At 68.6% G+C, this 20,253-nt stretch carries 22 protein-coding genes; 10 read left to right on the top strand and 12 right to left on the bottom strand.

Annotated elements, in window-relative coordinates:
• Positions 1 to 134 precede the first annotated feature (134 nt).
• From FHW84_RS14795 to FHW84_RS14805, 3 genes are all read left to right on the top strand, one after another.
• Positions 135 to 1,235, top strand: a complete 1,101-nt coding sequence (locus FHW84_RS14795; protein ID WP_167256736.1) for a chemotaxis response regulator protein-glutamate methylesterase — start codon at positions 135 to 137, stop codon at positions 1,233 to 1,235.
• A gap of 13 nt (positions 1,236 to 1,248) precedes the next feature.
• Complete coding sequence (locus FHW84_RS14800) at positions 1,249 to 2,430, top strand: methyl-accepting chemotaxis protein (protein ID WP_167256737.1); 1,182 nt, start codon at positions 1,249 to 1,251, stop codon at positions 2,428 to 2,430.
• Between the two features lie 126 nt (positions 2,431 to 2,556).
• Entirely contained in the window at positions 2,557 to 2,859 is a 303-nt protein-coding gene (locus FHW84_RS14805) for an STAS domain-containing protein (RefSeq protein WP_208399793.1), read from the top strand.
• A 160-nt stretch (positions 2,860 to 3,019) separates the two neighbouring features.
• Here the strand turns inward: FHW84_RS14805 and FHW84_RS14810 are convergent, their stop codons facing one another.
• The 4 genes from FHW84_RS14810 to FHW84_RS14825 all read right to left on the bottom strand — a co-directional run bounded on the left by FHW84_RS14810 (position 3,020) and on the right by FHW84_RS14825 (position 5,984).
• Complete coding sequence (locus FHW84_RS14810; RefSeq protein WP_167256738.1) at positions 3,020 to 3,379, bottom strand: hypothetical protein; 360 nt, start codon at positions 3,377 to 3,379, stop codon at positions 3,020 to 3,022.
• Positions 3,380 to 3,522: 143 nt separating this feature from the next.
• On the bottom strand, positions 3,523 to 4,089 hold the full coding sequence (locus tag FHW84_RS14815; RefSeq protein WP_167256739.1) for an NUDIX hydrolase: 567 nt from the start codon (positions 4,087 to 4,089) through the stop codon (positions 3,523 to 3,525).
• Between the two features lie 52 nt (positions 4,090 to 4,141).
• Positions 4,142 to 5,113, bottom strand: a complete 972-nt coding sequence (locus FHW84_RS14820; RefSeq protein WP_167256740.1) for a DMT family transporter — start codon at positions 5,111 to 5,113, stop codon at positions 4,142 to 4,144.
• A 46-nt stretch (positions 5,114 to 5,159) separates the two neighbouring features.
• Positions 5,160 to 5,984, bottom strand: coding sequence for an AraC family transcriptional regulator (locus FHW84_RS14825; protein ID WP_167256741.1), 825 nt, complete (start codon positions 5,982 to 5,984; stop codon positions 5,160 to 5,162).
• Positions 5,985 to 6,136: 152 nt separating this feature from the next.
• On the opposite strand from FHW84_RS14825, the gene FHW84_RS14830 reads away from it, so the two are divergent.
• Positions 6,137 to 7,672, top strand: a complete 1,536-nt coding sequence (locus FHW84_RS14830) for a catalase (RefSeq protein ID WP_167256742.1) — start codon at positions 6,137 to 6,139, stop codon at positions 7,670 to 7,672.
• Between the two features lie 105 nt (positions 7,673 to 7,777).
• Positions 7,778 to 8,377, top strand: a complete 600-nt coding sequence (locus tag FHW84_RS14835; protein ID WP_167256743.1) for an ankyrin repeat domain-containing protein — start codon at positions 7,778 to 7,780, stop codon at positions 8,375 to 8,377.
• Positions 8,378 to 8,464: 87 nt separating this feature from the next.
• On the opposite strand, the gene FHW84_RS14840 is transcribed toward FHW84_RS14835, so the two are convergent.
• The 3 genes from FHW84_RS14840 to cdd all read right to left on the bottom strand — a co-directional run bounded on the left by FHW84_RS14840 (position 8,465) and on the right by cdd (position 10,399).
• On the bottom strand, positions 8,465 to 9,352 hold the full coding sequence (locus FHW84_RS14840; protein WP_167256744.1) for a 5'-3' exonuclease H3TH domain-containing protein: 888 nt from the start codon (positions 9,350 to 9,352) through the stop codon (positions 8,465 to 8,467).
• Complete coding sequence (locus FHW84_RS14845) at positions 9,349 to 9,918, bottom strand: nitroreductase (RefSeq protein WP_167256745.1); 570 nt, start codon at positions 9,916 to 9,918, stop codon at positions 9,349 to 9,351. Before FHW84_RS14845 ends, FHW84_RS14840 begins: the two co-directional genes overlap by 4 nt.
• A gap of 67 nt (positions 9,919 to 9,985) precedes the next feature.
• Positions 9,986 to 10,399, bottom strand: coding sequence for a cytidine deaminase (gene cdd, locus FHW84_RS14850; RefSeq protein ID WP_167256746.1), 414 nt, complete (start codon positions 10,397 to 10,399; stop codon positions 9,986 to 9,988).
• Between the two features lie 202 nt (positions 10,400 to 10,601).
• On the opposite strand from cdd, the gene FHW84_RS14855 reads away from it, so the two are divergent.
• Positions 10,602 to 11,702 (top strand): NAD(P) transhydrogenase subunit alpha, encoded by a 1,101-nt coding sequence (locus FHW84_RS14855; RefSeq protein WP_167256747.1) that lies wholly within the window; start codon positions 10,602 to 10,604, stop codon positions 11,700 to 11,702.
• A 51-nt stretch (positions 11,703 to 11,753) separates the two neighbouring features.
• Here FHW84_RS14855 and FHW84_RS14860 read toward each other — a convergent pair whose 3' ends face one another.
• The 3 genes from FHW84_RS14860 to FHW84_RS14870 are packed head-to-tail and all read right to left on the bottom strand — an operon-like array spanning position 11,754 to position 13,246.
• Positions 11,754 to 12,284, bottom strand: a complete 531-nt coding sequence (locus FHW84_RS14860) for a DUF3106 domain-containing protein (RefSeq protein ID WP_167256748.1) — start codon at positions 12,282 to 12,284, stop codon at positions 11,754 to 11,756.
• 3 nt (positions 12,285 to 12,287) lie between these two features.
• On the bottom strand, positions 12,288 to 12,662 hold the full coding sequence (locus tag FHW84_RS14865; RefSeq protein ID WP_167256749.1) for a hypothetical protein: 375 nt from the start codon (positions 12,660 to 12,662) through the stop codon (positions 12,288 to 12,290).
• Positions 12,659 to 13,246 (bottom strand): RNA polymerase sigma factor, encoded by a 588-nt coding sequence (locus FHW84_RS14870; RefSeq protein ID WP_167256786.1) that lies wholly within the window; start codon positions 13,244 to 13,246, stop codon positions 12,659 to 12,661. Before FHW84_RS14870 ends, FHW84_RS14865 begins: the two co-directional genes overlap by 4 nt.
• A 138-nt stretch (positions 13,247 to 13,384) precedes the next feature.
• On the opposite strand from FHW84_RS14870, the gene FHW84_RS14875 reads away from it, so the two are divergent.
• Together FHW84_RS14875 and FHW84_RS14880 are read left to right on the top strand one after the other, a co-directional pair.
• Positions 13,385 to 13,690, top strand: a complete 306-nt coding sequence (locus FHW84_RS14875) for an NAD(P) transhydrogenase subunit alpha (RefSeq protein ID WP_167256750.1) — start codon at positions 13,385 to 13,387, stop codon at positions 13,688 to 13,690.
• Positions 13,690 to 15,117, top strand: coding sequence for an NAD(P)(+) transhydrogenase (Re/Si-specific) subunit beta (locus FHW84_RS14880; RefSeq protein WP_167256751.1), 1,428 nt, complete (start codon positions 13,690 to 13,692; stop codon positions 15,115 to 15,117). The genes FHW84_RS14875 and FHW84_RS14880 overlap by 1 nt, the downstream gene beginning before the upstream one ends.
• A 21-nt stretch (positions 15,118 to 15,138) precedes the next feature.
• On the opposite strand, the gene FHW84_RS14885 is transcribed toward FHW84_RS14880, so the two are convergent.
• Entirely contained in the window at positions 15,139 to 15,570 is a 432-nt protein-coding gene (locus tag FHW84_RS14885) for a hypothetical protein (protein WP_167256752.1), read from the bottom strand.
• A gap of 184 nt (positions 15,571 to 15,754) precedes the next feature.
• Between FHW84_RS14885 and sufT the strand changes: the two genes are divergently transcribed.
• Together sufT and FHW84_RS14895 are read left to right on the top strand one after the other, a co-directional pair.
• A complete protein-coding gene (gene sufT / locus FHW84_RS14890) occupies positions 15,755 to 16,309 on the top strand; it encodes a putative Fe-S cluster assembly protein SufT (protein WP_167256753.1) in 555 nt (184 codons plus the stop codon).
• Between the two features lie 640 nt (positions 16,310 to 16,949).
• Positions 16,950 to 19,583: a protease pro-enzyme activation domain-containing protein gene (locus tag FHW84_RS14895; RefSeq protein ID WP_167256754.1), complete on the top strand. Its 2,634-nt coding sequence runs from the start codon at positions 16,950 to 16,952 to the stop codon at positions 19,581 to 19,583.
• A gap of 144 nt (positions 19,584 to 19,727) precedes the next feature.
• On the opposite strand, the gene FHW84_RS14900 is transcribed toward FHW84_RS14895, so the two are convergent.
• A complete protein-coding gene (locus tag FHW84_RS14900; protein ID WP_167256755.1) occupies positions 19,728 to 20,213 on the bottom strand; it encodes an asparaginase domain-containing protein in 486 nt (161 codons plus the stop codon).
• Positions 20,214 to 20,253: the final 40 nt, after the last annotated feature.

Below are 20,253 nucleotides of genomic sequence, written 5' to 3' on the forward strand. Positions count from 1 at the left end.
CGCCCGCGCGGCAGCAGATGCAAGCCGGAGACGGCCAGGAACAGGGGGCTGCCGCGCGAGCCGGCGTGGCGCCCTCACTGCTCATCCCTCAGCACGACGACCTTCCACCCTCGCATCACTGAAGAGAAGCCTGCATGTCCCGAGTCCGAGTCCTGGTGATCGACGATTCCGCCCTGGTGCGGAAGCTGCTGACGACCATGCTCTCCTGCGATCCGATGATCGAAGTGGTGGGCACCGCGGCCGATCCCTTCATCGCGCGCGAAAAGATCAAGCAGCTGGAGCCGGACGTGCTCACGCTGGACGTGGAAATGCCGCGCATGGACGGCCTCACGTTTCTCGAGAACCTGATGCGCCTGCGGCCGATGCCGGTGGTGATGGTGTCCTCGCTGACCCAGCAGGGCGCGGAAGTGACCCTGCGCGCGCTGGAACTGGGCGCGGTGGATTTCTTCACCAAGCCCAGCAGCGACCTGGCCAGCACCTTCGCCGAGGGTGCGCAGGACATCTGCGCCAAGGTGAAGCTGGCCGCGCTGGCGCGCCCGCGCGTGCGCACCGCGGTGCGCAAGCTGGAAGTGGCGCCGCGGCTTTCCGCCGATGCGGTGCTGCCGCGCGCGCAGACGGCGGACAGCCGCGGCGGCAGCCCGATCATCGCCATCGGCGCCTCCACTGGCGGCACGGAGGCGATCCGCGTGGTGCTGGAATCGATGCCGCCGGACGCGCCGCCGATCGTGATCACCCAGCACATCCCGGCCGCCTTCAGCGGCCCGTTCGCCACGCGCATGGACAACTGCTCGGCGATGCGCGTGTGCGAAGCGCGCGATGGCCAGCCGATCCAGCCCGGCCATGCGTACATCGCGCCGGGCAGCCAGCACCTGCTGGTGATGTGGGACGGCGCGCGCCACGTCTGCCGCCTGCACGACGGCCCGCCGGTGAACCGCCACAAGCCGAGCGTGGACGTGCTGTTCCGCTCGATGGCCGCCACCGTCGGCCGCACCACCATCGCCGCCTTGCTCACCGGCATGGGCGACGACGGCGCGCGCGGCCTGCTGGAACTGAAGGAAGCCGGCGCCGCCACCGTGGTGCAGGACGAAGCCAGCTCGGTGGTGTGGGGCATGCCCGGCGCCGCCTGGAAGCTGGGCGCGGCGGCCGAGATGCAACCGCTGGAACATATCGCCGCGCGCCTGCTGGAACTGGCGCGCCAACCTGTGGCGAACGCGCTGCGCGCCGCCACCCGCTGACCTGGACGCTGTCATGTCTGCCATTCCCGCCCCGTCCTTTCCCCGCCTGCCGCTCGGCCTTAGCGTCAGCGCCGCGGCGCTGCTGCTGTGCCTGCTGTGGCAGCCTGCCTGGCTGGCGCCGCTGGCGATCCTCGCCACCGCCGCAGCCTGGATCGTCGAGCAGCGCCGCACGCCGGCGCGCGTGGTGACGATCGCCGCGCCGCAGCCCGACAACGCACCCGTGCGCGAAGCGCTGGAAGACGTGCGCGAGGCGCTGGTCGAGGAACTCGGCCACGCCACCCGCGAACTGCACCAGGCGCTGGACCTGTTGCGCGACGCGGTGTCCGAGCTGGGCGGTGGCTTCGACGGCCTGTCGCACAAGACCGGCCAGCAGCAGTCGCTGCTCAAGCAGATCATCGACGGGCAGAAGGACGGCGTGTCGGTGCAGGACTTCGCCGCGCGCACCAGCGACCTGCTGGAGCATTTCGTCGGCCTGATCGTGCAGCTGTCGCGCGACAGCCTGCGCATCGTCTACCGCATCGACGGCATGGCCAAGGAAATGGACGCGGTGTTCGGCCTGCTGAAGAACGTGAATACCATCGCTGAGGAAACCAACCTGCTGGCGCTGAACGCCTCGATCGAGGCGGCACGCGCGGGCGAGGCCGGCCGCGGCTTCGCGGTGGTGGCCGGCGAGATCCGCAACCTGGCGAGCCATTCCAACCAGTTCAACGAGCAGATCGGCAGCCACGTGGAGCGCGCGCGCACCGCGATGGAGCAGCTGCGCGGCCTGGTCGGCGCGATGGCCTCGCAGGACCTCAACATGGCGCTGTCGACCAAGGGCGGCATCGACGCCATGCTGGCGCATGTGACCGAGAGCGACGCGCGCACCAGCCAGGTCGCCGACCAGGTGGTGGAGATCAACCGCGGCCTGGGCAGCGACGTGTCCACCACCATCCGCTCGCTGCAGTTCGAGGACATCCTCAGCCAGCTGATCAACCAGACCCGCACGCGCCTGGTGGAGCTGCAGGACGTGACCGCCGAATGCACGCGCGACATCGAGGAGCTGGCCTGCGCAGACGTGGAAGCCAGCGCGTTGGCCGCGCACGCGCAGCGCGTGCGTTCCCGCCTTGCCATGCAGCGCGAGAAGGCCCGCCTGCGTTCGCGCGGCCCGGCCCTGCAGAACTCGATGGACGCCGGCGAGATCGAGCTGTTTTGAGTGGAGCGGGGAACGGGGAATAGGGAACGGGGAACATGCGGGTTGCGGATACCTGTGACGTTCGGGCTTGTTCCTACCTTCATGTTCCCCATTCCCGTTCCCCGTTCCCGATTCAAGGACCAAGCCATGAGCCTGACCATCCATCACGACACCGAGCAAGACTGCCTCACCCTGCAGCTGGGCGAGCGTTTCGACTTCACCGTGCACCGCGACTTCCACGATGCCTGCCTGGGCGGCCGCGCCGCGCGCAGCTATGTGATCGACCTGGGCGAGGTGAGCCGCATGGACAGCTCCGCGCTGGGCATGCTGCTGCTGCTGCGCGAGCACGCCGGCGGCGAGCGTTCGGAGATCCGCATCGTCAATGCCGGCAGCGAGCTGCGCGGCACGCTGCGGGTGGCGGGCTTCGACAAGCTGTTCGTGCTGCACTGAACGGGTAAGCGGACGGTTGGGTGAGCGGGGCGGTCTCTGCCGGGGACCGCCTCTTTTTTTGCCTGGATTTTCCCGGCGCCTGGTTTCTCCGGGCGCAAAAAAAGGCCCCTCGCGGGGCCTCAAAGAAAAGCAATGGTTCCGGTGGGCTTGCGGTGCCGTATTACCAGGTCTTCACTTCGGAAACGCTGACGGTGTAGTCCTGCATGTCCGACTCGTAGCGGAACAGGCGGCCGAGGTCGAAGCTGACCGACTGGCCCGGGCCGATATTGGCGGTGCCGGCCGGCCAGCCCTGCTTGCTCTGCAGCACCTTGCCGCCGGCATCCTTGGCTTCGATGCGGATCTGCGCGGCGGCGGCCGAGCCGCAATGATTGGTGAGCTGGCCGGCGAGGCTCAGGCGCATGCCGGTGCCCGAACCGGAGGACTTCATCTTGAAGTCGGAAATGGCGAAATCGGTGGCGGCGCAGGCCGCGTGCGAAGCGACGGGGGCCAGCAGCAGGGCGACGACGAGGAGAGTTTTCATGGGCGGGTCCGATCGATGGGAAATCGTTGATAAGGAACGACGTCCTACAGATCGGCCGGGCCGGATGAAACTTTAGGGCAGCGCCTGGCGTAGGTTGGGGTTCGCCTGCGGCTCACCCCAACCTACGCCGGTGGGTGGGGCTTTCAGGCCTGGGGGCGGCCGTGTTCGATAAACCACAGGCCGGCAAACAGCTTCGGGTCGATCGAATACCCCTGTGCCGCCCGCGCGAACAGCCAGGCGCCGGCCTCGCGGCGGGGTACTTCGTGCACCACGATGTTCTCGCTCTCATCGCCGCCGCCCGGGCCTACCTTCACCAGGTCCCAGGCGCGCACGAAGGCGATCATCTCGGTGCTCATGCCGGAGGAGGACGGACCTTCGTGGACGAATTCCACGCGGGCGCAGCGGTAGCCGGTTTCTTCCTCCAGCTCGCGCTGCGCGGCGATCAGCGCGCTCTCGCCGTGGTGGCCGGCTTCGTCGCCGATCAGGCCGGCGGGCATCTCGATGGTGTGCTTGAGGATGGCCACGCGGTACTGCTCGACGAACAGCACTTTGTCGTCCGGCGTCACCGCCAGGATGATCACCGCGCCCGCGGGGTTGTTGCGCTCGGCGTATTCCCAGCGGCCGCGCTTGCGCAGGCTGAGCCAGCGGCCCTCGTAGAGCGTTTCCACCGGGGCCTGGGCGTCTTTGGGGATGCGGTCGTTCGAGTGCATGGGCAGCCAGTGCTGGAAGGAAGCCCCGCATGGTGCCGTCCCCGCATGACGGCTACAACCGCTCGGCTTCGGGATGTTCCACCGGCACCGGCTTCACCCGCGTCGCCCACGCCACGCCCGCCACCAGCAGGCCGATGCCCAGCAGCGTCCGCGCACCCGGCGGCGTGCCGCGCAGCATGAACGCATAGCTCAGCGCCGCCAGCGTCTCGAACACGATCAGCTGTCCGGCCAGTGCAGTAGGCAGGCGCTGGCTGGCTTCGTTCCAGCACAGCGTGCCGAGCCAGGAGGCGAACAGGCCGATCGCCGCCATCAGCGCGATGAAAAACAGCGGACGCGGGCCGAACGGCATCGGGAACGGGTTGCCGCCGGCGCCCATCAGCAGCCACAGCAGCGCATAGCCGGCCAGCGCCAGCGGCAGCGTGGCCACGCCCTGCGCGGTGGCCCAGGTGCGCGGGCTGCGGCCGGGGTGGTGGCGCAGCCAGTCGGCGTTGCGCAGCGGGTACCAGGTCCAGCAGGCCACGGCGCCGAAGGCGAGCAGGGCGCCGGTGGCGTAGCGGCTCAGGTCCGCGCCGGACTGCGCCCGCAGCGCGGCCAGCTCGGCCTGGTTGACGCAGGCGATGCCGGCGCCGATCAGCAGCAGCGAAGGCGCCAGCCGTGCCCACGGCAGGCGGCCGTCGCGGCGCGCATTGCGCAGGTTGGCGCTGACCGCGATCACCACCGGCAGGGTGCCGATGATCATGGTCGGCAGCGGGCCGCCCGCGCGCTGGATCGCACTGGCCAGGCAGAGGTAATAGAGCAGGTTGCCGACCGCGGCGAGCTTCAGCGCCTCGATCCAGTCGGTGCGCGCGAGCTGGCGCAGCGCGGCGCGGTCCAGCCAGGCCAGCGGCAGCGCGATCAGGCCGAAGGCCAGATGGCGGCCGACTGACTGCAGCGCGGCCGGGTATTCCGGCACCAGCAGCGGGCCGACGAAGACCAGGCCCCACATCAGGCCGGCGACGAGTGCATAGAGCGTTCCAGTCCACATCCGGCCAGCTTGCAGGTGCGGCGCGCGGTGGTCTTGTACGAGATTGCTATCGCTGCAGCTGGCGCTGGTAGCGCGCGGGCGTGACGCCGTAGCGGCGCGCGAAGGCGCGGGTCAGGTGCGCCTGGTCGGCCAGCCCGGTGGCGGCGGCGACCTGCGCCGGTGCTTCGCCGCCGGTGAGGCGGCGCTTGGCTTCGGACAGCCGGAACGCCATCAGCATCTGCTGCGGCGTGGCGTGGTGGCGCGCCTGGAACTGGCGCAGGAAATGGAAGGGGCTGAGGCCGGCGACGGCGGCCAGCTCTTCCAGGGTGAGGCGTTCGGCCAGATGCTCGCGCAGGTAGTCGATCACCGGCTCGAAGCGCGACAGCGCCTCCGTCCGCAGCGGCTGCGGCGTGCGCGCGTGGCGGCGGAATGCCTGCAGCAGCTGCAGCATCAGACCGTCGAAGGCCAGCGGCTCGCGCGCCTGCCACAGCGCATCGAGCAGCACGGTGATGCGCCGCGCGCCGGCCGCATCCGCGCGCACCGCGTCGCCGAACCACCAGCCCGCTTCGCCGGTGATCGCGTCCACCGCGGACTGCTCGACGTAGACCATGCGGTAGTGCCAGCCGCCTTCGGTCTCGGCACGTCCGGTGTGCAGCTCGTCGGGATTCATCATCACCAGCGAGTCGGGCGGCGCCAGGTGCTCGGCGCCGCGGTAGCGGAAGCGTTCCACGCCGGATTCGATCGCGCCCAGGCCGAAGCCGTCATGCACGTGCGGCTCGAACGCGTGCCGCACGATATGCGCGCGATAGAGCTCGATGCCCTCGCGGTGGGAGGGCAGGCGGAACTCCGCGCAATCGCGGAGATGCTCGAATGCGTGAGGGACGCCTTGCACGTGGGTCGCGGGCTCTGCCGGGAAGATTTGGATATATACGCTCTATCGATTCGTTAGGAAATATCGAATGGGCATATGGAAAAGTCTTACGTAGTCTCACCCAGGAGAGCTGGCGGTGGGAGAGCGCTGCCAAACCCTAAGGATAAGAACCCATGCCATTCCACCGCTACGTACGTGCCCTGGGCGCGTCGCTGCTAGGCCTTGCCCTGCTCGTGGCCCACGCCCATGCGCAGAACACGCTGACCCGCGCCAACGGCGCCCCGGTCGGCGACAACCAGAACTCGCAGACCGCCGGCCCGGCCGGTCCGGCCCTGCTGCAGGACGCGCAATTGGTGGAAAAGCTGCAGCACTTCGGCCGCGAACGCATCCCTGAGCGCGTGGTGCATGCGCGCGGCACCGGCGTGCATGGCAGCTTCGTCTCCGCCGGCGATTTCAGCGAACTGACCGCCGCCTCGCTGTTCGCCGCCGCCGGCAAGACCACGCCGGTCTTCGTGCGCTTCTCCACGGTGATCCATCCTTCGGGCTCGCCGGAAACGCTGCGCGACCCGCGCGGCTTCGCCACCAAGTTCTATACCGACCAGGGCAACTGGGATCTGGTGGGCAACAACCTGCCGGTGTTCTTTATCCGCGATGCGATCAAGTTCCCGGACATGGTGCATGCGCTCAAGCCCTCGCCGGTGACCAACCGGCAGGATCCGAACCGCTATTTCGATTTCTTCTCGCACGTGCCCGAAGCCACCCACATGCTGACCTGGGTGTACAGCGACAACGGCACGCCGGCCTCGTACCGCACCATGGACGGCTTCGGCGTGCACGCCTTCAAGTTCGTCAACGCCAAGGGCGACGTGCATTACGTGAAGTTCCACTGGAAGAGCCACCAGGGCATCAGGAACCTCAGCGGCAAAGAAGCCGAGGCGATGCAGGGCAAGGACTTCAACAACCTCACGCACGACCTGTACGACGCCATCGCGGCGAAGAACTATCCGCAGTGGGATCTGTACGTGCAGGTGCTGAAGCCCGAGCAGCTGGCCGGCTTCGCCTTCGATCCGCAGGACGCCACCAAGGTCTGGCCGAACGTGCCGGAGACGAAGCTGGGCACCATGACGCTCGACCGCGTTCCCGCCAACTTCTTCCAGGAAACCGAGCAGGCCGCGTTCGCGCCGGTGCGCATGGTGCCGGGCATCGAAGCCTCGGAGGACCGCCTGCTGCAAGGCCGCCTGTTCTCGTATGCCGACACGCAGACCTATCGCCTGGGTGTGAACAACCAGCAGTTGCCGATCAACCGGCCGCTGGTTCCGGTGCGTGCGTATCACCAGGACGGCGCGATGAATGCCGGCGCCACGGATTCGGACGTCAACTACCAGCCGAGTGAAACCACCGGTGCCTATGCCGACGATGCGCGCTACAAGGCCAGCCAGCTGCCCTTGAGCGGCACCACGCAGCAGCAGCGCATCGCGCGCAGCATGAACTTCGAGCAGGCCGGCGAGCTGTACCGCAGCCTGTCGCCGCAGCAGAAGGGCAACCTGATCGCCAATCTCGCCGGTGATCTCGGGCAGGTGAAGGACGCCCGCGTGCGCGACACCATGCTCAGTTATTTCTACAAGGCCGACGCGGACTACGGCACGCGTATCGCCAAGGCCGTCGGCGCCCAGCCGGCACAGATCGAACGCCTCGCGCGAGCACTGTAAGCACTCTCGCTTGCAGTGGCCGCCGGCCCGGGAGTCACGCTCTCAGCTCCCGGGCCGTGCGGCACCTTTCATCACTTCAGGTTTCATCACTTCAGGAGACGCGCGATGAAGCACTTGATGCTGGCTTCGTGCCTGCTGCTTGCCGCCTGCGGCTCGCCGCCGCCGCCCGCGGCCACGGCCGCCGCTGCTACGCCGGAAGCCGCGCGCCGCGCGGAAGCCGAGGCGGAACTGAAAACCTATTTCTTCGAAGCGGCGCGCCAGGGCGACGTGGTGCTGCTGCGCGAGTATGTGAAGTCCGGCTTTCCGGTCGACGTGCGCACACCGCAGGGCTACACCGCGCTGATTCTCGCCGCTTACCACGGGCAGGAGGCGGCCGTGCGCGAACTGATCGCACTCGGCGCCGACGCCTGCGCGCGCGACCACCGCGGCAGCACGGCGACCATGGGCGCCGCGTTCAAGGGCGAGCTGTCGGTGGCGAAGCTGCTGCTGGATCAGCCCTGCGCGAAGGCGGACGACCGCAACCGCGAAGGGCAGACGGCGGCGATGTATGCGGCGCTGTCGGGCAATGCGCGGCTGCTGGATCTTCTACGCAAGCGCGGCGCGAACTTCGCCATGAAGGATGCGCAAGGGCGCACCGCCGCTTCCATCGCGCACGAGCAGGGCGCCGACGAGGTCGCGCGTTCGATCGAGCGCGCCGCACGATGATGTAGGTTGGGGTGAGCCATAGGCGAACCCCAACGATGCGAGGCGCTCGATGTTGGGGTTCGCCTATGGCTCACCCCAACCTACGCCCTACGCCAGCGCTTTCAGGCGCTGGCGCGTCAGCGGGCCGAAACGCAGGCGTTCGCTCAGGTCGTCCAGCGCCGCCGCGTTCGCGCCGTTCCAGGCCAGTGCGTCAGCGGCCATCGACACCGGCGCATCCAGTGCGATGCGCGTAAGGCGGCGGTACAGCAGCGCGGCGTCCTTGTGCTCGCGCAGCTTCTGCGCGCAGCTGGCGGCGCCGCGGATGCGCAGGAACGGCACTTCGTCCACGCGCTCCAGCAGCGCGTCGAGGCTGCCGAAATGCGCGAGCAGGGCGGCGGCGGTCTTGGCGCCGATGCCGGGTACGCCGGGGATGTTGTCGACCGCGTCGCCGCACAGCGCGAGGTAGTCGGCCACCTGGTGCGGATGCACGCCCAGGCGCTCGTGCACGCCGGCCGGGCCCCAGCGCAGGTTGCGCGCGTAATCCCATTGCTCGTCGTGCTCGCCGAGCAGCTGGCCGAAGTCCTTGTCGGCCGACACGATCACGCTGCGGAAGCCGTGCCCGCGCAGACTCCACAGCGAGCTGCCGATCAGGTCGTCGGCTTCGTAGCTGTGGTCGATCAGGGTGACCAGGCCCAGCGCCGCGGTGATTTCGCGGCACAGCACGAACTGGTGTTCCAGATCCGGCGGTGGCAATTCGCGGTTGGCCTTGTAGGCCGGGTAGATGGCGTTGCGGAACGAAGTGGTGAGCGAGGCGTCGAACGCCACCGCGATGTGTTCGGGCTTGGTGCGTTCGAGCAGTTCGCACAGGAAGCGGGTGAAGCCGTGCACCGCGTTGACCGGGTGGCCTTCCGTGTCGGTGAACTCGTCCGGCATGGAATGCCAGGCGCGGAACACGTACAGGCTTCCGTCGACCAGATGGGCCGCCAGCGTGCTCATGCCCGCCACGTGCTGAGCAGGTCGTCGAGCGCGGGGCGGTCGCGGTCCGGCACGTCCAGCTGCAGCGTGCCCAGGTGCACGAAGCCGGTGATGTGTTCGTGCGCGGCCAGGCCGAGCATGCCGGCGACTTGTTCGTCATAGGCGGCCCAGCCGGTCAGCCACTGCGCGCCCAGGCCCAGCTGCGAGGCGCCCAGCAGCAGGTTGTAGGCGACGCAGCCGGCGCTGAGGCGCTGCTCGATCTCGGGCACCTTGCTGCCGGCATCGATGCGCGCGACCACCACGATGACCAGCGGCGCATAGGTGTAGCGGCGGCGCTCTTTCTCGCGCTTGGAATCGGGCAGGTCCGGGTCGCGCGTTTCGGCCAGTGCGGCCAGGCGCTCGCCGAAGCGCAGCTTGTCTTCGCCGCGCAGCAGGATCAGGCGGAACGGCACCAGCTTGCCGTGGTCCGGCACGCGGATGGCTGCCTCCAGCAGGGCGCGCAGCGTGGCCGCGTCGGGCGCCGGTTCGCCCAGCTGGGCGGTGGGCGCGGAGTGGCGTTGCAGCAGCGGCTGGAGCGGGGAGGACATGCGGGATTCCTGCAAAAGCAAAGCGTCCATGCTAACCGCCTGTGACCGGGGAGGCGACTCGCGTTCGCTACGCGGTGAGCGGCAGGCGGAACGAGCCGGGCAGCAGCTCCTTCACCGTGGTTTCCTGCAGCTTGCCGTGCAGGTTGGCCAGCAGCACGGGCATCGACTGGTCGCACAGCTCGTCCATCACCTGGCGGCAGGCGCCGCAGGGGCTGATCGGGCCTTCGGTGTCGCCGATCACGGCGAGGCGGACGAAATCGCCCGGCTTGCAGCCGGCGGCGATGGCGGTGAACAGCGCGGTGCGCTCGGCGCAGTTGCACAGGCCGTAGGAAGCGTTTTCCACATTGCAGCCGAGGAAATGGCGGCCGTCGCGGGTGAGCAGCGCGGCGCCGACCAGGAAGCGGGAATACGGGGCATAGGCGCGCTCGCGGGCTTCGCGGGCGAGTTCGACCAGGGGATCGGTCACGGGTTGCACAGGCATCGGGATCTCCGGATGGGACCCCCGCGGCAGGCCGGCGCACGGGCGCCGGGTGAACGGCGGTGGGCCATTCTAGCTCTGGAGCGGGGAACGGGGAACAGGGAGCGGGGACCGGGTGAAGCGCGCGCTCCTTCGTTCCCTGATCCCTGTTCCCCGTTCCCCGATCCCGTAAGATCGCCCCATCTTCCGCCCGAGGACCCGCACGATGCCGATCACCGTGGCCGCATTGCGAGAGACCGCCGCCGGCGAACGCCGCGTGGCGATCACGCCCGAAGTGGCGAAGAAGCTGCGCGGCAAGGGCCTGCGCGTCCTGCTGGAGCGGGATGCCGGCGCGGCGGCCGGGTTTCCCGATGCGAGTTATGCGGACGTCGATTTCGCCGACGCCGCCACCGTGCTGGCCCAGGCCGACCTGCTGGCCTGCGTGCTGCCGCCGGACGACGCGGTGTGGAGCGGCCTGCGCGAAGGCAGCCTGGTGGTCGGCCAGCTGCGGCCCTACGGCGCGGCCTCGCGCGTCGCCGCGCTCGGTGCGCGCAAGCTGACTTCGTTCGCGCTGGAACTGCTGCCGCGCACCACGCGCGCGCAGGCGATGGACGTGCTCAGCTCGCAGGCGGCGGTGGCCGGTTATCGCGCCATGCTGATCGCGGCGGAAGCGGCGCCGAAATTCTTTCCCATGCTTACCACCGCGGCCGGCACCATCCGGCCCTCGCGCGTGCTGGTGATCGGCGCCGGCGTGGCCGGCCTGCAGGCGATCGCCACGGCGCGCCGGCTGGGTGCGCAGATCGAGGGCTACGACGTGCGCCCGGAAACGCGCGAGCAGGTGGAATCGCTGGGTGCGAAGTTTCTCGATCTCGGTGTGAGCGCGGCCGGCAGCGGCGGCTATGCGCGCGAGCTGTCGGCGGAAGAACGCGCCGCGCAGCAGCAGGCGCTGGCCGAGCATCTGAAGTCGGTGGACGTGATCGTCACCACCGCCGCCGTGCCCGGACGTCCCGCGCCGAAGATTCTTTCCGCCGCGATGGTGCAGGGCATGAAGCCGGGCGCGCTGATCGTGGACCTCGCCGCGGAAGGCGGCGGCAACTGCGAGCTCACCCGGCCGGGCGAACGGGTGGAGCAGGGCGGCGTGGTGGTGCTCGGTCCGCTCAACCTGCCGGCCGGCGCGCCGCTGCATGCGTCGGAGATGTATGCGCGCAACGTCTACAACTTCGTCGAGCTGCTGGTGAAGGACGGCGCGCTGGCGCCGGACTTCGGCGACGAGCTGGTGGCGAAGAGCTGCGTGACGCAGGCTGGCGAGGTGCGTTTCAACGCCTGAGCGGCGCCTTCGGCGCGACAAAAAAAGCCCCGCACGTGCGGGGCTTTTTTATCAGTGCTTGGGCCCGTGCGGCGGCGATCCGAAGCCGCCCATCGGCCGCGGCATGCCCGGCGGCGGGGGGCGGTGCGGCGGGATGCCGTGTTCCTGGCGGAACTGGTGCATCAGCTGCTGGCGCTGTTCCGGCGGCAGCTGCTGGTAGCGCTTGAAGGCGTCGTGCAGCTGGGCGCGCTGGTCGGGGCTGAGCTGCTGGAACTTGCGCATGTTCTCGCGCGCCTGGTCGCGCTGCTCCGGCGTCATCTGCTGCCATTGCTCGATGCGCTGGCGGATTTCCTGGCGCTTGTCCGGCGGCAGGGTGCTCCACTGGTGCACGCGGTCGAGCATGCGCGCCTGGCGCTCCGGCGGCGTGCTGTTCCATTCGTTGCGCAGCGGGGCGAGCATCTCGCGCTCGGAAGGCGAGAGGCTGTCCCACGAACGCGGCGCGCCGGGCGGCGGACCCTGCTGCGCCCAGGCGGGCGCGGCGAGACCGCCGGACAACAACAGTGCGGCAAGCAACAGAAAACGGGCGATACGGCCTGGATGCATGGATCAGCGGCTCGCCTGGCTGGCGTCGTTGGTGGCCAGCCAATCGTAGAAGTCCAGGTTTTGCATCAGCGACGGATCGGTATTGCTCAGGTCCGGCGGCAGGTCGCCGTCGGCTTCCAGCGTCTGCGCGGCGCCGGCGGGCGGCAGCGGCACGCTGTCGCGCGGCGAGAACACCATCAGCGCGGCCACCGCGATGGCGGCGAAGGCGCCGGCCGGCACCAGCATGCGGGCGAAGCGTGCGTGCGCCGGCGCGGCCGCGGCGGCCAGCGCCTCGCGGCGGGCTGCGCGCAGCTTGCCGGCGGTGGCCGGATCGATCTGCCGGCTGGCCTCGCGGTACAGCGCGCGGGCGCGGCGTTCCAGGTTGTCGGGCGCATTCATCGCCAGTCCTCCAATTGGTCGCGCAGGTTGTGCATCGCGCGCGACAGATGGGTTTTCACGCTTCCTTCGGAGCAGCCCATGGCCTGGGCCGTCTCCGCTACGTCCAATCCTTCGAGCACGCGCAGCATGAAGGCCTCCTGCTGGCGCCGCGGCAGCTTGCGCACGGCGGCGGCCATGTCTTCATAAGACTGCGCGTCCTGCAACCGGTCCAGCGGTCCGGGGCCGTTATCGGCCGGTTCCCATGCCGGCAGCTCGTCGCCGTCGTCGTCGCGGCCTCCGCCCAGCCAGCCGACCACGATGGAGCGCACCTTGCGGCGGCGCTGCAGGTCCACGATGCGGCGGCGCAGGATGCCCCAGAACAGCGGGGTCCATTCCTGCGCGGGCTTGTCGCGGTAGTTGCGGACCAGGCGCAGCATCGCGTCCTGCACCGCGTCCATGGCGTCCTCGCGGTGGCCCAGGCTCATTTCGGCCAGGCGGAACGCGCGGCGTTCCACCTGGGCCAGGAAGGCATCCAGCGAGGTCGGGACTGCCTGGACGTCATTGGCCAGCAGTTCCGCTTCGAGCGTGGAGACGGCGCTGTTCATGGCGCTGTCGTCCGGTTCGTCGGATCGGACATCGGCAGACTCCATCGGTTCGACTCCCCGCCTCAACGCGGCACGCTCGCACGGGTTGACCCGCAACCGTATGATGCGCCGACAACCGCAGGCAGGCAGGGAGGGGTCATGATCGACGGGTTCCTGGCGCTTTACATCTTCATGCTGGCCGCGTTCACCGGCTACGAGATCATCGCGAGAGTGCCGGTGATCCTGCACACCCCGCTGATGTCCGGTTCGAATTTCGTGCACGGCATTGTGCTGGTAGGCGCCATGGTCGCGCTAGGGCATGCGCAGACATCGTTTGAACTTGCGATCGGCTTCATCGGCGTGCTGCTGGGCGCCGGCAACGCGGCCGGCGGCTACGTGGTGACCGAGCGCATGCTGGAGATGTTCAAGACCAGCAAGTCCGCCGGCGGCAAGGAGGCCAAGTGATGGCCTGGCTGCCGACCCTGATCAAGGCCTGCTATTTCCTGGCCGCCCTGCTGTTCATCCTGGGCCTGAAGCGCATGAGTTCGCCGCGCACCGCGCGCGGCGGCATCGTGTGGGCGGGCGTCGGCATGCTGGTGGCGGTGCTGGCCACCTTTGCGCTGCCGGACATGCACAACCGAACGCTGATCCTGGTGGCGGTGCTGCTGGGCGTGTCGGCCGCGTGGTGGTCGGGCCGCCGCGTGGCGATGACGGCGATGCCGCAGATGGTGGCGCTGTACAACGGCATGGGCGGCGGCGCGGCGGCGGCGATCGGCGCGGTCGAGCTGATCGGCTACGCCAGCCGCAGCATCACCCTGCTGGACGGCGGCCGCTTCACGGCCGACGGCGCCGCGCCGGGCACGGCGCAGCTGGTGCTGGCGGTGCTGGGCGCGCTGATCGGCGCGGTGAGTTTTTCCGGTTCGCTGATCGCCTTCGCCAAGCTGCAGGGCTGGCTGGACCGGCGCTTCGTGTTCCCCGGCCAGCGCACGGTGAACATGCTGGTGCTGGCCGCCGCGGTGGCGCTGGGCGTGGCGCTGGCCTGCGGGCAATTGGGCTTCGGGCTGATCGCCGCGTTCTTCGTGCTGGCCCTGCTGTTCGGCCTGATGATGACCTTGCCGATCGGCGGCGCCGACATGCCGGTGGTGATCTCGCTCTATAACGCCTTCACCGGCCTGGCCGTGGCCTTCGAAGGCTTCGTGCTGCAGAACGAGGCGATGATCATCGCGGGCACCGTGGTCGGCGCGGCGGGCACCTTGCTCACCCAGCTGATGGCCAAGGCGATGAACCGCTCGCTGGGCAACGTGCTGTTCGGCAGCTTCGGCGCGGGCGGCGGCGCGGCGCAGGCGATCGACGGCGCGCAGAAGCCGATCGAGCCGGCCGACGCGGCCGTGATGATGGCCTACGCCGAGCGCGTGGTGATCGTGCCCGGCTACGGCATGGCCGTGGCGCAGGCGCAGCACAAGGTGTGGGAGTTCGCGCAGCTGCTGATCGCGCGCGGGGTGAAAGTGAAGTTCGCCATCCACCCGGTGGCGGGGCGCATGCCCGGGCATATGAACGTGCTGCTGGCGGAAGCCGGCGTGCCCTACGACCTGATCGCCGACATGGACGACATCAACCCGGAATTCCCGGCCACCGACGTGGCCCTGGTGATCGGCGCCAACGACGTGGTCAACCCGCTGGCCAAGACCGATCCGGCCTCGCCGATCTACGGCATGCCGATCCTGGACGTGGCGAACGCGCGCCAGGTGATCGTGGTCAAGCGCGGCAAGGGCACCGGCTTCGCCGGCATCGAGAACGCGCTGTTCTACGCCGACAACGCCCGCATGCTGTACGGCGACGGCCAGGCGGCCGCGGGCCAGCTGGTGGCCGAGCTGAAGACGCTGGATACCTGAGTCCGCCTTGCCGGCGCGGGCTCAGGCCCGCTTCGGCACCGTCTTCCAGGCCACCCAGGCGGACAGCGCGATGCCCACGGCGAACCACAGCAGGTCCAGGCCGGCCAGGTTCAGCCGCACCAGATCGGTCAGCAGCCCGAAGCCTGCGATCTTCATGGCGTCGACCAGGCCCAGCCCCATCAGGCCGGCCACGCGCGCGGCGGCGGTGAGCAGGCAGACATAGGCGCAGGAAAGCGCGGTGGCCAGGGCGGCCAGCACCGCGGCGCCGCGCGGCTCGGGGCGCACCCAGCCGCGGATCAGGCGGCCGAGCAGCCAGCCGATCAGCAGGGCCAGCCAGGGCATCACCCGCGAGAAGAACAAGGTCGGCAGCATCCACACCGCGCCGAAGGCCAGGCCCAGCATCACCGCGCTGACCAGGGCAAAAAGCAGGGAGAACAGCGCGCGCGCGCTCATAAGGGGCGGTGACCGGTAAGCGGGGCTGGCACGTGCGGCTCTTCCCTGAGGGTGAAAGCCCCGAATCATAGCGCGGCCGCATCTTGAGATCGGCTCCCGGCGGCCTGATCTGGGTCAGCGGACGGCATAATAGGCAGCTTGGCCCGGCCTCAAGCCCGGGCTTTTCGACTTTCTCAGGATCGGCATGAGCGGTTTCAGTCTTAGCAGCGAACCTTTCACCCTGGAGCGCGATTGCGACGCCGTGATGGTGCCGCAGGGAGAAACGGTCAACCTGCCGGCCGGGCAGGTGGGCTACATCACCCAGGCGCTCGGCGGCAGCTTCACCGTGTACGTGGAGGGCAACCTGTTCCGCATCGCCGGCAAGGACGCGGACGCCCTGGGCAAGGAGCCGCCCCCGCCGATCGAGCTGCCCGACGACGCCACCGACGCCGACGTGGAAAAACTGGTGTGGCAGCAGCTGCGCACCGTGTTCGACCCGGAGATTCCGGTGAACGTGGTGGAACTGGGCCTGGTCTACGACGTCAGCCTCGACGCGGTCGAAGGCGGCCGCAAGGTCTACGTGAAGATGACCCTGACCGCCCCCGGTTGCGGCATGGGCGACATCCTGATCGACGACGCCCGCACCAAGCTGGAGCTGATCCCCACGGTGAAGGAAGCCGACGTCGACCTGGTGTTCGACCCGCCGTGGAATCATTCGATGATGTCGGAGATCGCCAAGCTGGAAACCGGCATGCTCTGACGCATTGCGCTAGGAAAAAGACCTAGGAAAAAAGCGCCCCTCGCGGCGCTTTTTTTGTGGGTCGCGACACGTTTCGCGCGACCGATTCCTGTCTTCGAAATGCACGCGATAGTCGCGCCTGCAACCATTATTCAGCATTCGTTTATCCAAGGCGAAAGGCATGCTCGCGGCCGCTTCGTTTCAAACGCAAGAAATCGAGGCGGGCATATCGTCATATCGTGCGGGCATGACTGGTCGCCATCACGCGTGCGCGTGCAACACGTGCATGCAAGCGTTCGCGCAACGTCGCGGCTTCGTAAAAAGTTGCTGACGCGAAGGTGTCGGAAATCACTTATTTCCAGGGGTTTTGCGCGCATTGACGAAATCGTGCGCCGCCCCTTAGCGTCAATGAATCCGTCGGCGGGGAGGTTGACGGGTGATGCGTGAGCGCCACCGCGGGGCAGCGGTTCGCTCAATAGCAACGCAGAGAGTCAGGCGCGTCTGGGTCAGGAGCGACCAGGGGACAGCGGGCCGGGCGTACACAGGATCGCTGGGCAATCACACACCAAAGGCGCCGCACCCAAGCGCGGCATTTCCATCATGGGGCCGACCGGCCGCATCGGGTCCGTTCGTGCCTGAAAAATGTCTGGGGAGTCACGGAATGAGCAGTCTGAATCACTCGCGGAGCATCACCAACAAGCTGTATCGCAAGGCTCTTCTGCCGGCCGCCGTTTCGCTGGCGATGCTGGCCGGTTCGGCGCAGGCCGCCGACAGCTGGGTCGGCACCAAGACCCATCCGGCGATCGACCGCGCCGGCGCCGGCGTTTCCACCCTGTCCACCGCCGGCGGCGCCGCGCAGTGGACCATCCGCATGCGCGGCAATCCCACCGTGGACAACGCGTTGGTCACCCCGCTGGAGCAGAGCAAGCCGCTGCACATCGCGGTCAGCCTGAAGCTGCGCAACGCCGACCAGCTGCAGCAGTTCCTGCACGAGCTGGCCACGCCGGGCAGCGCGCACTACGGCAAGTACCTCACGCCTGAGCAGTTCAAGGCGGCCTATGCGCCGACCGAGCAGCAGGTGCAGGCGGTGATCGCGCATCTGCGCGCCGCCGGCTTCGGCAACGTCACCGTGTCGCCGAACAACCTGCTGGTCGAGGCCGACGGCAATGCCGGCCACGTGCAGGCCGCGTTCCGCACCACCATGAAGACCTTCCAGTTCCGCGGCCGCCAGCGCGTGGCCAACGACGGCGAAGTGCAGGTGCCGTCCTCGCTAGCCGACACCGTCGAGGCGGTGCTGGGCCTGCAGGACGTCAGCGTCAAGCACACCATGCACCACGTGCTGAAGCAGCTGACCCCGGCCGAGATCCACCCGAACGCGACCAGTGCCACCGTCGCCAGCCACAACCCGAAGGACTTCCCGGCGATCTACGACGTCGGCAGCGTGCCGGCGGCCACCAACACCACGGTCGGCATCGTGACCTGGGGCGCCACCACCACCACCATCAACGACCTCAACACCTTCACCAGCAACGCCGGCCTGCCGACCACCAACGTGCAGACGGTGAAAGTGGGCACGGCCGCGCTGTGGGACGACACCGACGGCGACGGCGAGTGGAACCTGGACAGCCAGACCATCGTCGGCACCACCGGCGGCGTGCAGAAGCTGATCTTCTACACGGCGGCCAACGGCACCAACAACGCCTCGCTGACCGACGCCGGCATCACCGCCGCCTACAACAAGGCCGTGACCGACAACGTGGCCAAGGTGGTCAACGTGTCGCTGGGCGAAGACGAGACTGCCGCGCACAACGCCGGCACCCAGCAGGCCGACGACAACGTGTTCCAGCAGGCCGTCGCGCAGGGCCAGACCTTCTCGATCTCCTCCGGCGACGAAGGCGTGTACGAGTCGCAGGGCGGCGTGCTGACCAATTCCTCGGGCACCGTCACGGCCGACCTCACCGCTTACTCGGTGAGCGAGCCGGCGGCTTCGCCGTACGTGGTCGCGGTGGGCGGCACCACGCTGTCGACCAACGGCACCACCTGGGCCGGCGAGACGGTGTGGAACGAAGGCCTGGCCAACGTCAGCTCCACCGACACGCGCAAGCGCCTGTGGGCCACCGGCGGCGGCGTCAGCTCGTTCGAGACCGCGCCGAGCTGGCAGACCGCCGCGCTCGGTTCCTCGGTGACCAAGCGCGTGCTGCCCGACGTGGCCTTCGACGCGGCGCAGTCCAGCGGCGCGCAGATCGTCTACCAGGGCAGCACCTACGCCATCGGCGGCACCAGCCTGGCTTCGCCGATCTTCGTCGGCGTGTGGGCGCGCCTGCAGTCGAACAACGGCAATGCGCTGCCGTTCCCGACCTCGAAGTTCTACGGCGACTTCCCGAACCACCCCGAGCTGCTGCATGACGTGACCTCGGGCAACAACGGCTACAGCGGCCACGGCTACAACGCCGCGGCGGGCTGGGACTACACCACCGGCTTCGGCAGCCTGGACATCTCCAAGGTCAACGCCTTCGCGGCGGCGAACTGGGTCTCCGGCGGCGGCAGCACCGGCGGCACGCCCACGGCCAACTTCAGCTTCACCACCAGCGGCCTGGTGGCCAACTTCACCGACAGCTCCACGGATACCGGCGGCACCATTTCGTCGCACGCCTGGACCTTCGGCGACGGCGGCACCTCCACCGCGACCAGCCCCAGCCACACCTACGCGGCGGCCGGCACCTACACCGTCACCGAGACGGTGACCGACGGCACCAGCGGCAAGACCAGCTCGAAGAGCTCGTCGGTCACGGTGTCCAGCGGCGGCGGCGGCGGTTCCAGCCAGCTGCTCGGCAATCCGGGCTTCGAGACCGGCACGGCCTCGCCGTGGTCGATCAGCTCCGGCGCGCTGTGCAGCAACTCCAGCTGCAGCGGCCAGACCGCCCATGGCGGCACCTGGTTCACCTGGCTGGACGGCTATGGCAGCAGCCATACCGACACCGTCTCGCAGAGCGTGGCCATCCCGGCCGGCAAGACCTCGGCTTCGCTGACGTTCTACCTGCACGTCGACACCGCCGAGACCACCACCTCGACCGCGTACGACAAGCTCAACGTGCAGGTGCTCAACAGCAGCGGCACCGTGCTGAAGACGCTGGCGACGTACTCGAACCTCAACAAGGCTTCGGGCTACTCGCTGAAGACCTTCGACCTGAGCGCGTACATCGGCCAGACCGTGACCATCAAGTTCACGGGCACCGAGGACAGCTCGCTGCAGACCTCGTTCGTGCTGGACGACGTCAACCTCAACGTGCAGTGAGAAAAATGAAACGGGCCCGGTCGCAAGACCGGGCCCGTTTCTTTTTCCACGTAGGTTGGGGTGAGCCGGAGGCCAACCCCAACATCGCGACAATCGTACGTCTGTTGGGGTTCGCCTGCGGCTCACCCCAACCTACATGGATGCTTACGCTTCCTCGAAGCGGTTGGCGTCGCGGTTCTTGCGCACCTTGGCCGGGTCCCAGATGCGGCCGTTCATGGCGATGTACACGCCGTCCGGCAGGGTCTGCACCGCGCCCACCGCGCAGCCGATGTTGAACACCGCGTCCGAGCCCTGGAAGCGCGCCGGATTGAGCGCGCCGGTGAGCACGATCACCTTGCCCTTGATCTGGGCCAGTTCGCGCGCGGTCTCCACCATGGTGTCGGTGCCGTGCGTGACCAGCACGTGGCGGTGCGGCTGCGCCTCGATGGCGGAACGCACCAGGGCGCGGTCCTCGGCGCCCATGTGCAGGCTGTCCTTGCGCAGGATCGGGATCACGTCGAACTGGAAGGCGACGCCGAGCTGGCCGAGGATCTCGCCGATCTGCGGCGCGCCGATCTTGTAGTCCGACTTGTCGTCGAAGTAGATCTTGTCGATGGTGCCGCCGGTGGTGACGATGGTCAGGTGCTGCATGGGGAAAGGCCGTGGTGGAGGAAGGGCATTAGTGTAGGTT

It is taken from the genome of Dyella sp. SG562 (assembly GCF_011759495.1).
Taxonomy (GTDB): domain Bacteria; phylum Pseudomonadota; class Gammaproteobacteria; order Xanthomonadales; family Rhodanobacteraceae; genus Dyella_D; species Dyella_D marensis.

Bases quoted from the DNA above. Each gene is read 5' to 3' on its own strand.
- FHW84_RS14795 (WP_167256736.1), top strand. From the start codon at position 135: ATGTCCCGAGTCCGAGTCCTGGTGATCGACGATTCCGCCCTGGTGCGG.
- FHW84_RS14800 (WP_167256737.1), top strand. From the start codon at position 1,249: ATGTCTGCCATTCCCGCCCCGTCCTTTCCCCGCCTGCCGCTCGGCCTT.
- FHW84_RS14805 (WP_208399793.1), top strand. From the start codon at position 2,557: ATGAGCCTGACCATCCATCACGACACCGAGCAAGACTGCCTCACCCTG.
- FHW84_RS14810 (WP_167256738.1), bottom strand. From the start codon at position 3,379: ATGAAAACTCTCCTCGTCGTCGCCCTGCTGCTGGCCCCCGTCGCTTCG.
- FHW84_RS14815 (WP_167256739.1), bottom strand. From the start codon at position 4,089: ATGCACTCGAACGACCGCATCCCCAAAGACGCCCAGGCCCCGGTGGAA.
- FHW84_RS14820 (WP_167256740.1), bottom strand. From the start codon at position 5,113: ATGTGGACTGGAACGCTCTATGCACTCGTCGCCGGCCTGATGTGGGGC.
- FHW84_RS14830 (WP_167256742.1), top strand. From the start codon at position 6,137: ATGCCATTCCACCGCTACGTACGTGCCCTGGGCGCGTCGCTGCTAGGC.
- FHW84_RS14835 (WP_167256743.1), top strand. From the start codon at position 7,778: ATGAAGCACTTGATGCTGGCTTCGTGCCTGCTGCTTGCCGCCTGCGGC.
- FHW84_RS14840 (WP_167256744.1), bottom strand. From the start codon at position 9,352: ATGAGCACGCTGGCGGCCCATCTGGTCGACGGAAGCCTGTACGTGTTC.
- FHW84_RS14845 (WP_167256745.1), bottom strand. From the start codon at position 9,918: ATGTCCTCCCCGCTCCAGCCGCTGCTGCAACGCCACTCCGCGCCCACC.
- cdd (WP_167256746.1), bottom strand. From the start codon at position 10,399: ATGCCTGTGCAACCCGTGACCGATCCCCTGGTCGAACTCGCCCGCGAA.
- FHW84_RS14855 (WP_167256747.1), top strand. From the start codon at position 10,602: ATGCCGATCACCGTGGCCGCATTGCGAGAGACCGCCGCCGGCGAACGC.
- FHW84_RS14860 (WP_167256748.1), bottom strand. From the start codon at position 12,284: ATGCATCCAGGCCGTATCGCCCGTTTTCTGTTGCTTGCCGCACTGTTG.
- FHW84_RS14865 (WP_167256749.1), bottom strand. From the start codon at position 12,662: ATGAATGCGCCCGACAACCTGGAACGCCGCGCCCGCGCGCTGTACCGC.
- FHW84_RS14870 (WP_167256786.1), bottom strand. From the start codon at position 13,246: ATGAACAGCGCCGTCTCCACGCTCGAAGCGGAACTGCTGGCCAATGAC.
- FHW84_RS14875 (WP_167256750.1), top strand. From the start codon at position 13,385: ATGATCGACGGGTTCCTGGCGCTTTACATCTTCATGCTGGCCGCGTTC.
- FHW84_RS14880 (WP_167256751.1), top strand. From the start codon at position 13,690: ATGGCCTGGCTGCCGACCCTGATCAAGGCCTGCTATTTCCTGGCCGCC.
- FHW84_RS14885 (WP_167256752.1), bottom strand. From the start codon at position 15,570: ATGAGCGCGCGCGCGCTGTTCTCCCTGCTTTTTGCCCTGGTCAGCGCG.
- sufT (WP_167256753.1), top strand. From the start codon at position 15,755: ATGAGCGGTTTCAGTCTTAGCAGCGAACCTTTCACCCTGGAGCGCGAT.
- FHW84_RS14895 (WP_167256754.1), top strand. From the start codon at position 16,950: ATGAGCAGTCTGAATCACTCGCGGAGCATCACCAACAAGCTGTATCGC.
- FHW84_RS14900 (WP_167256755.1), bottom strand. From the start codon at position 20,213: ATGCAGCACCTGACCATCGTCACCACCGGCGGCACCATCGACAAGATC.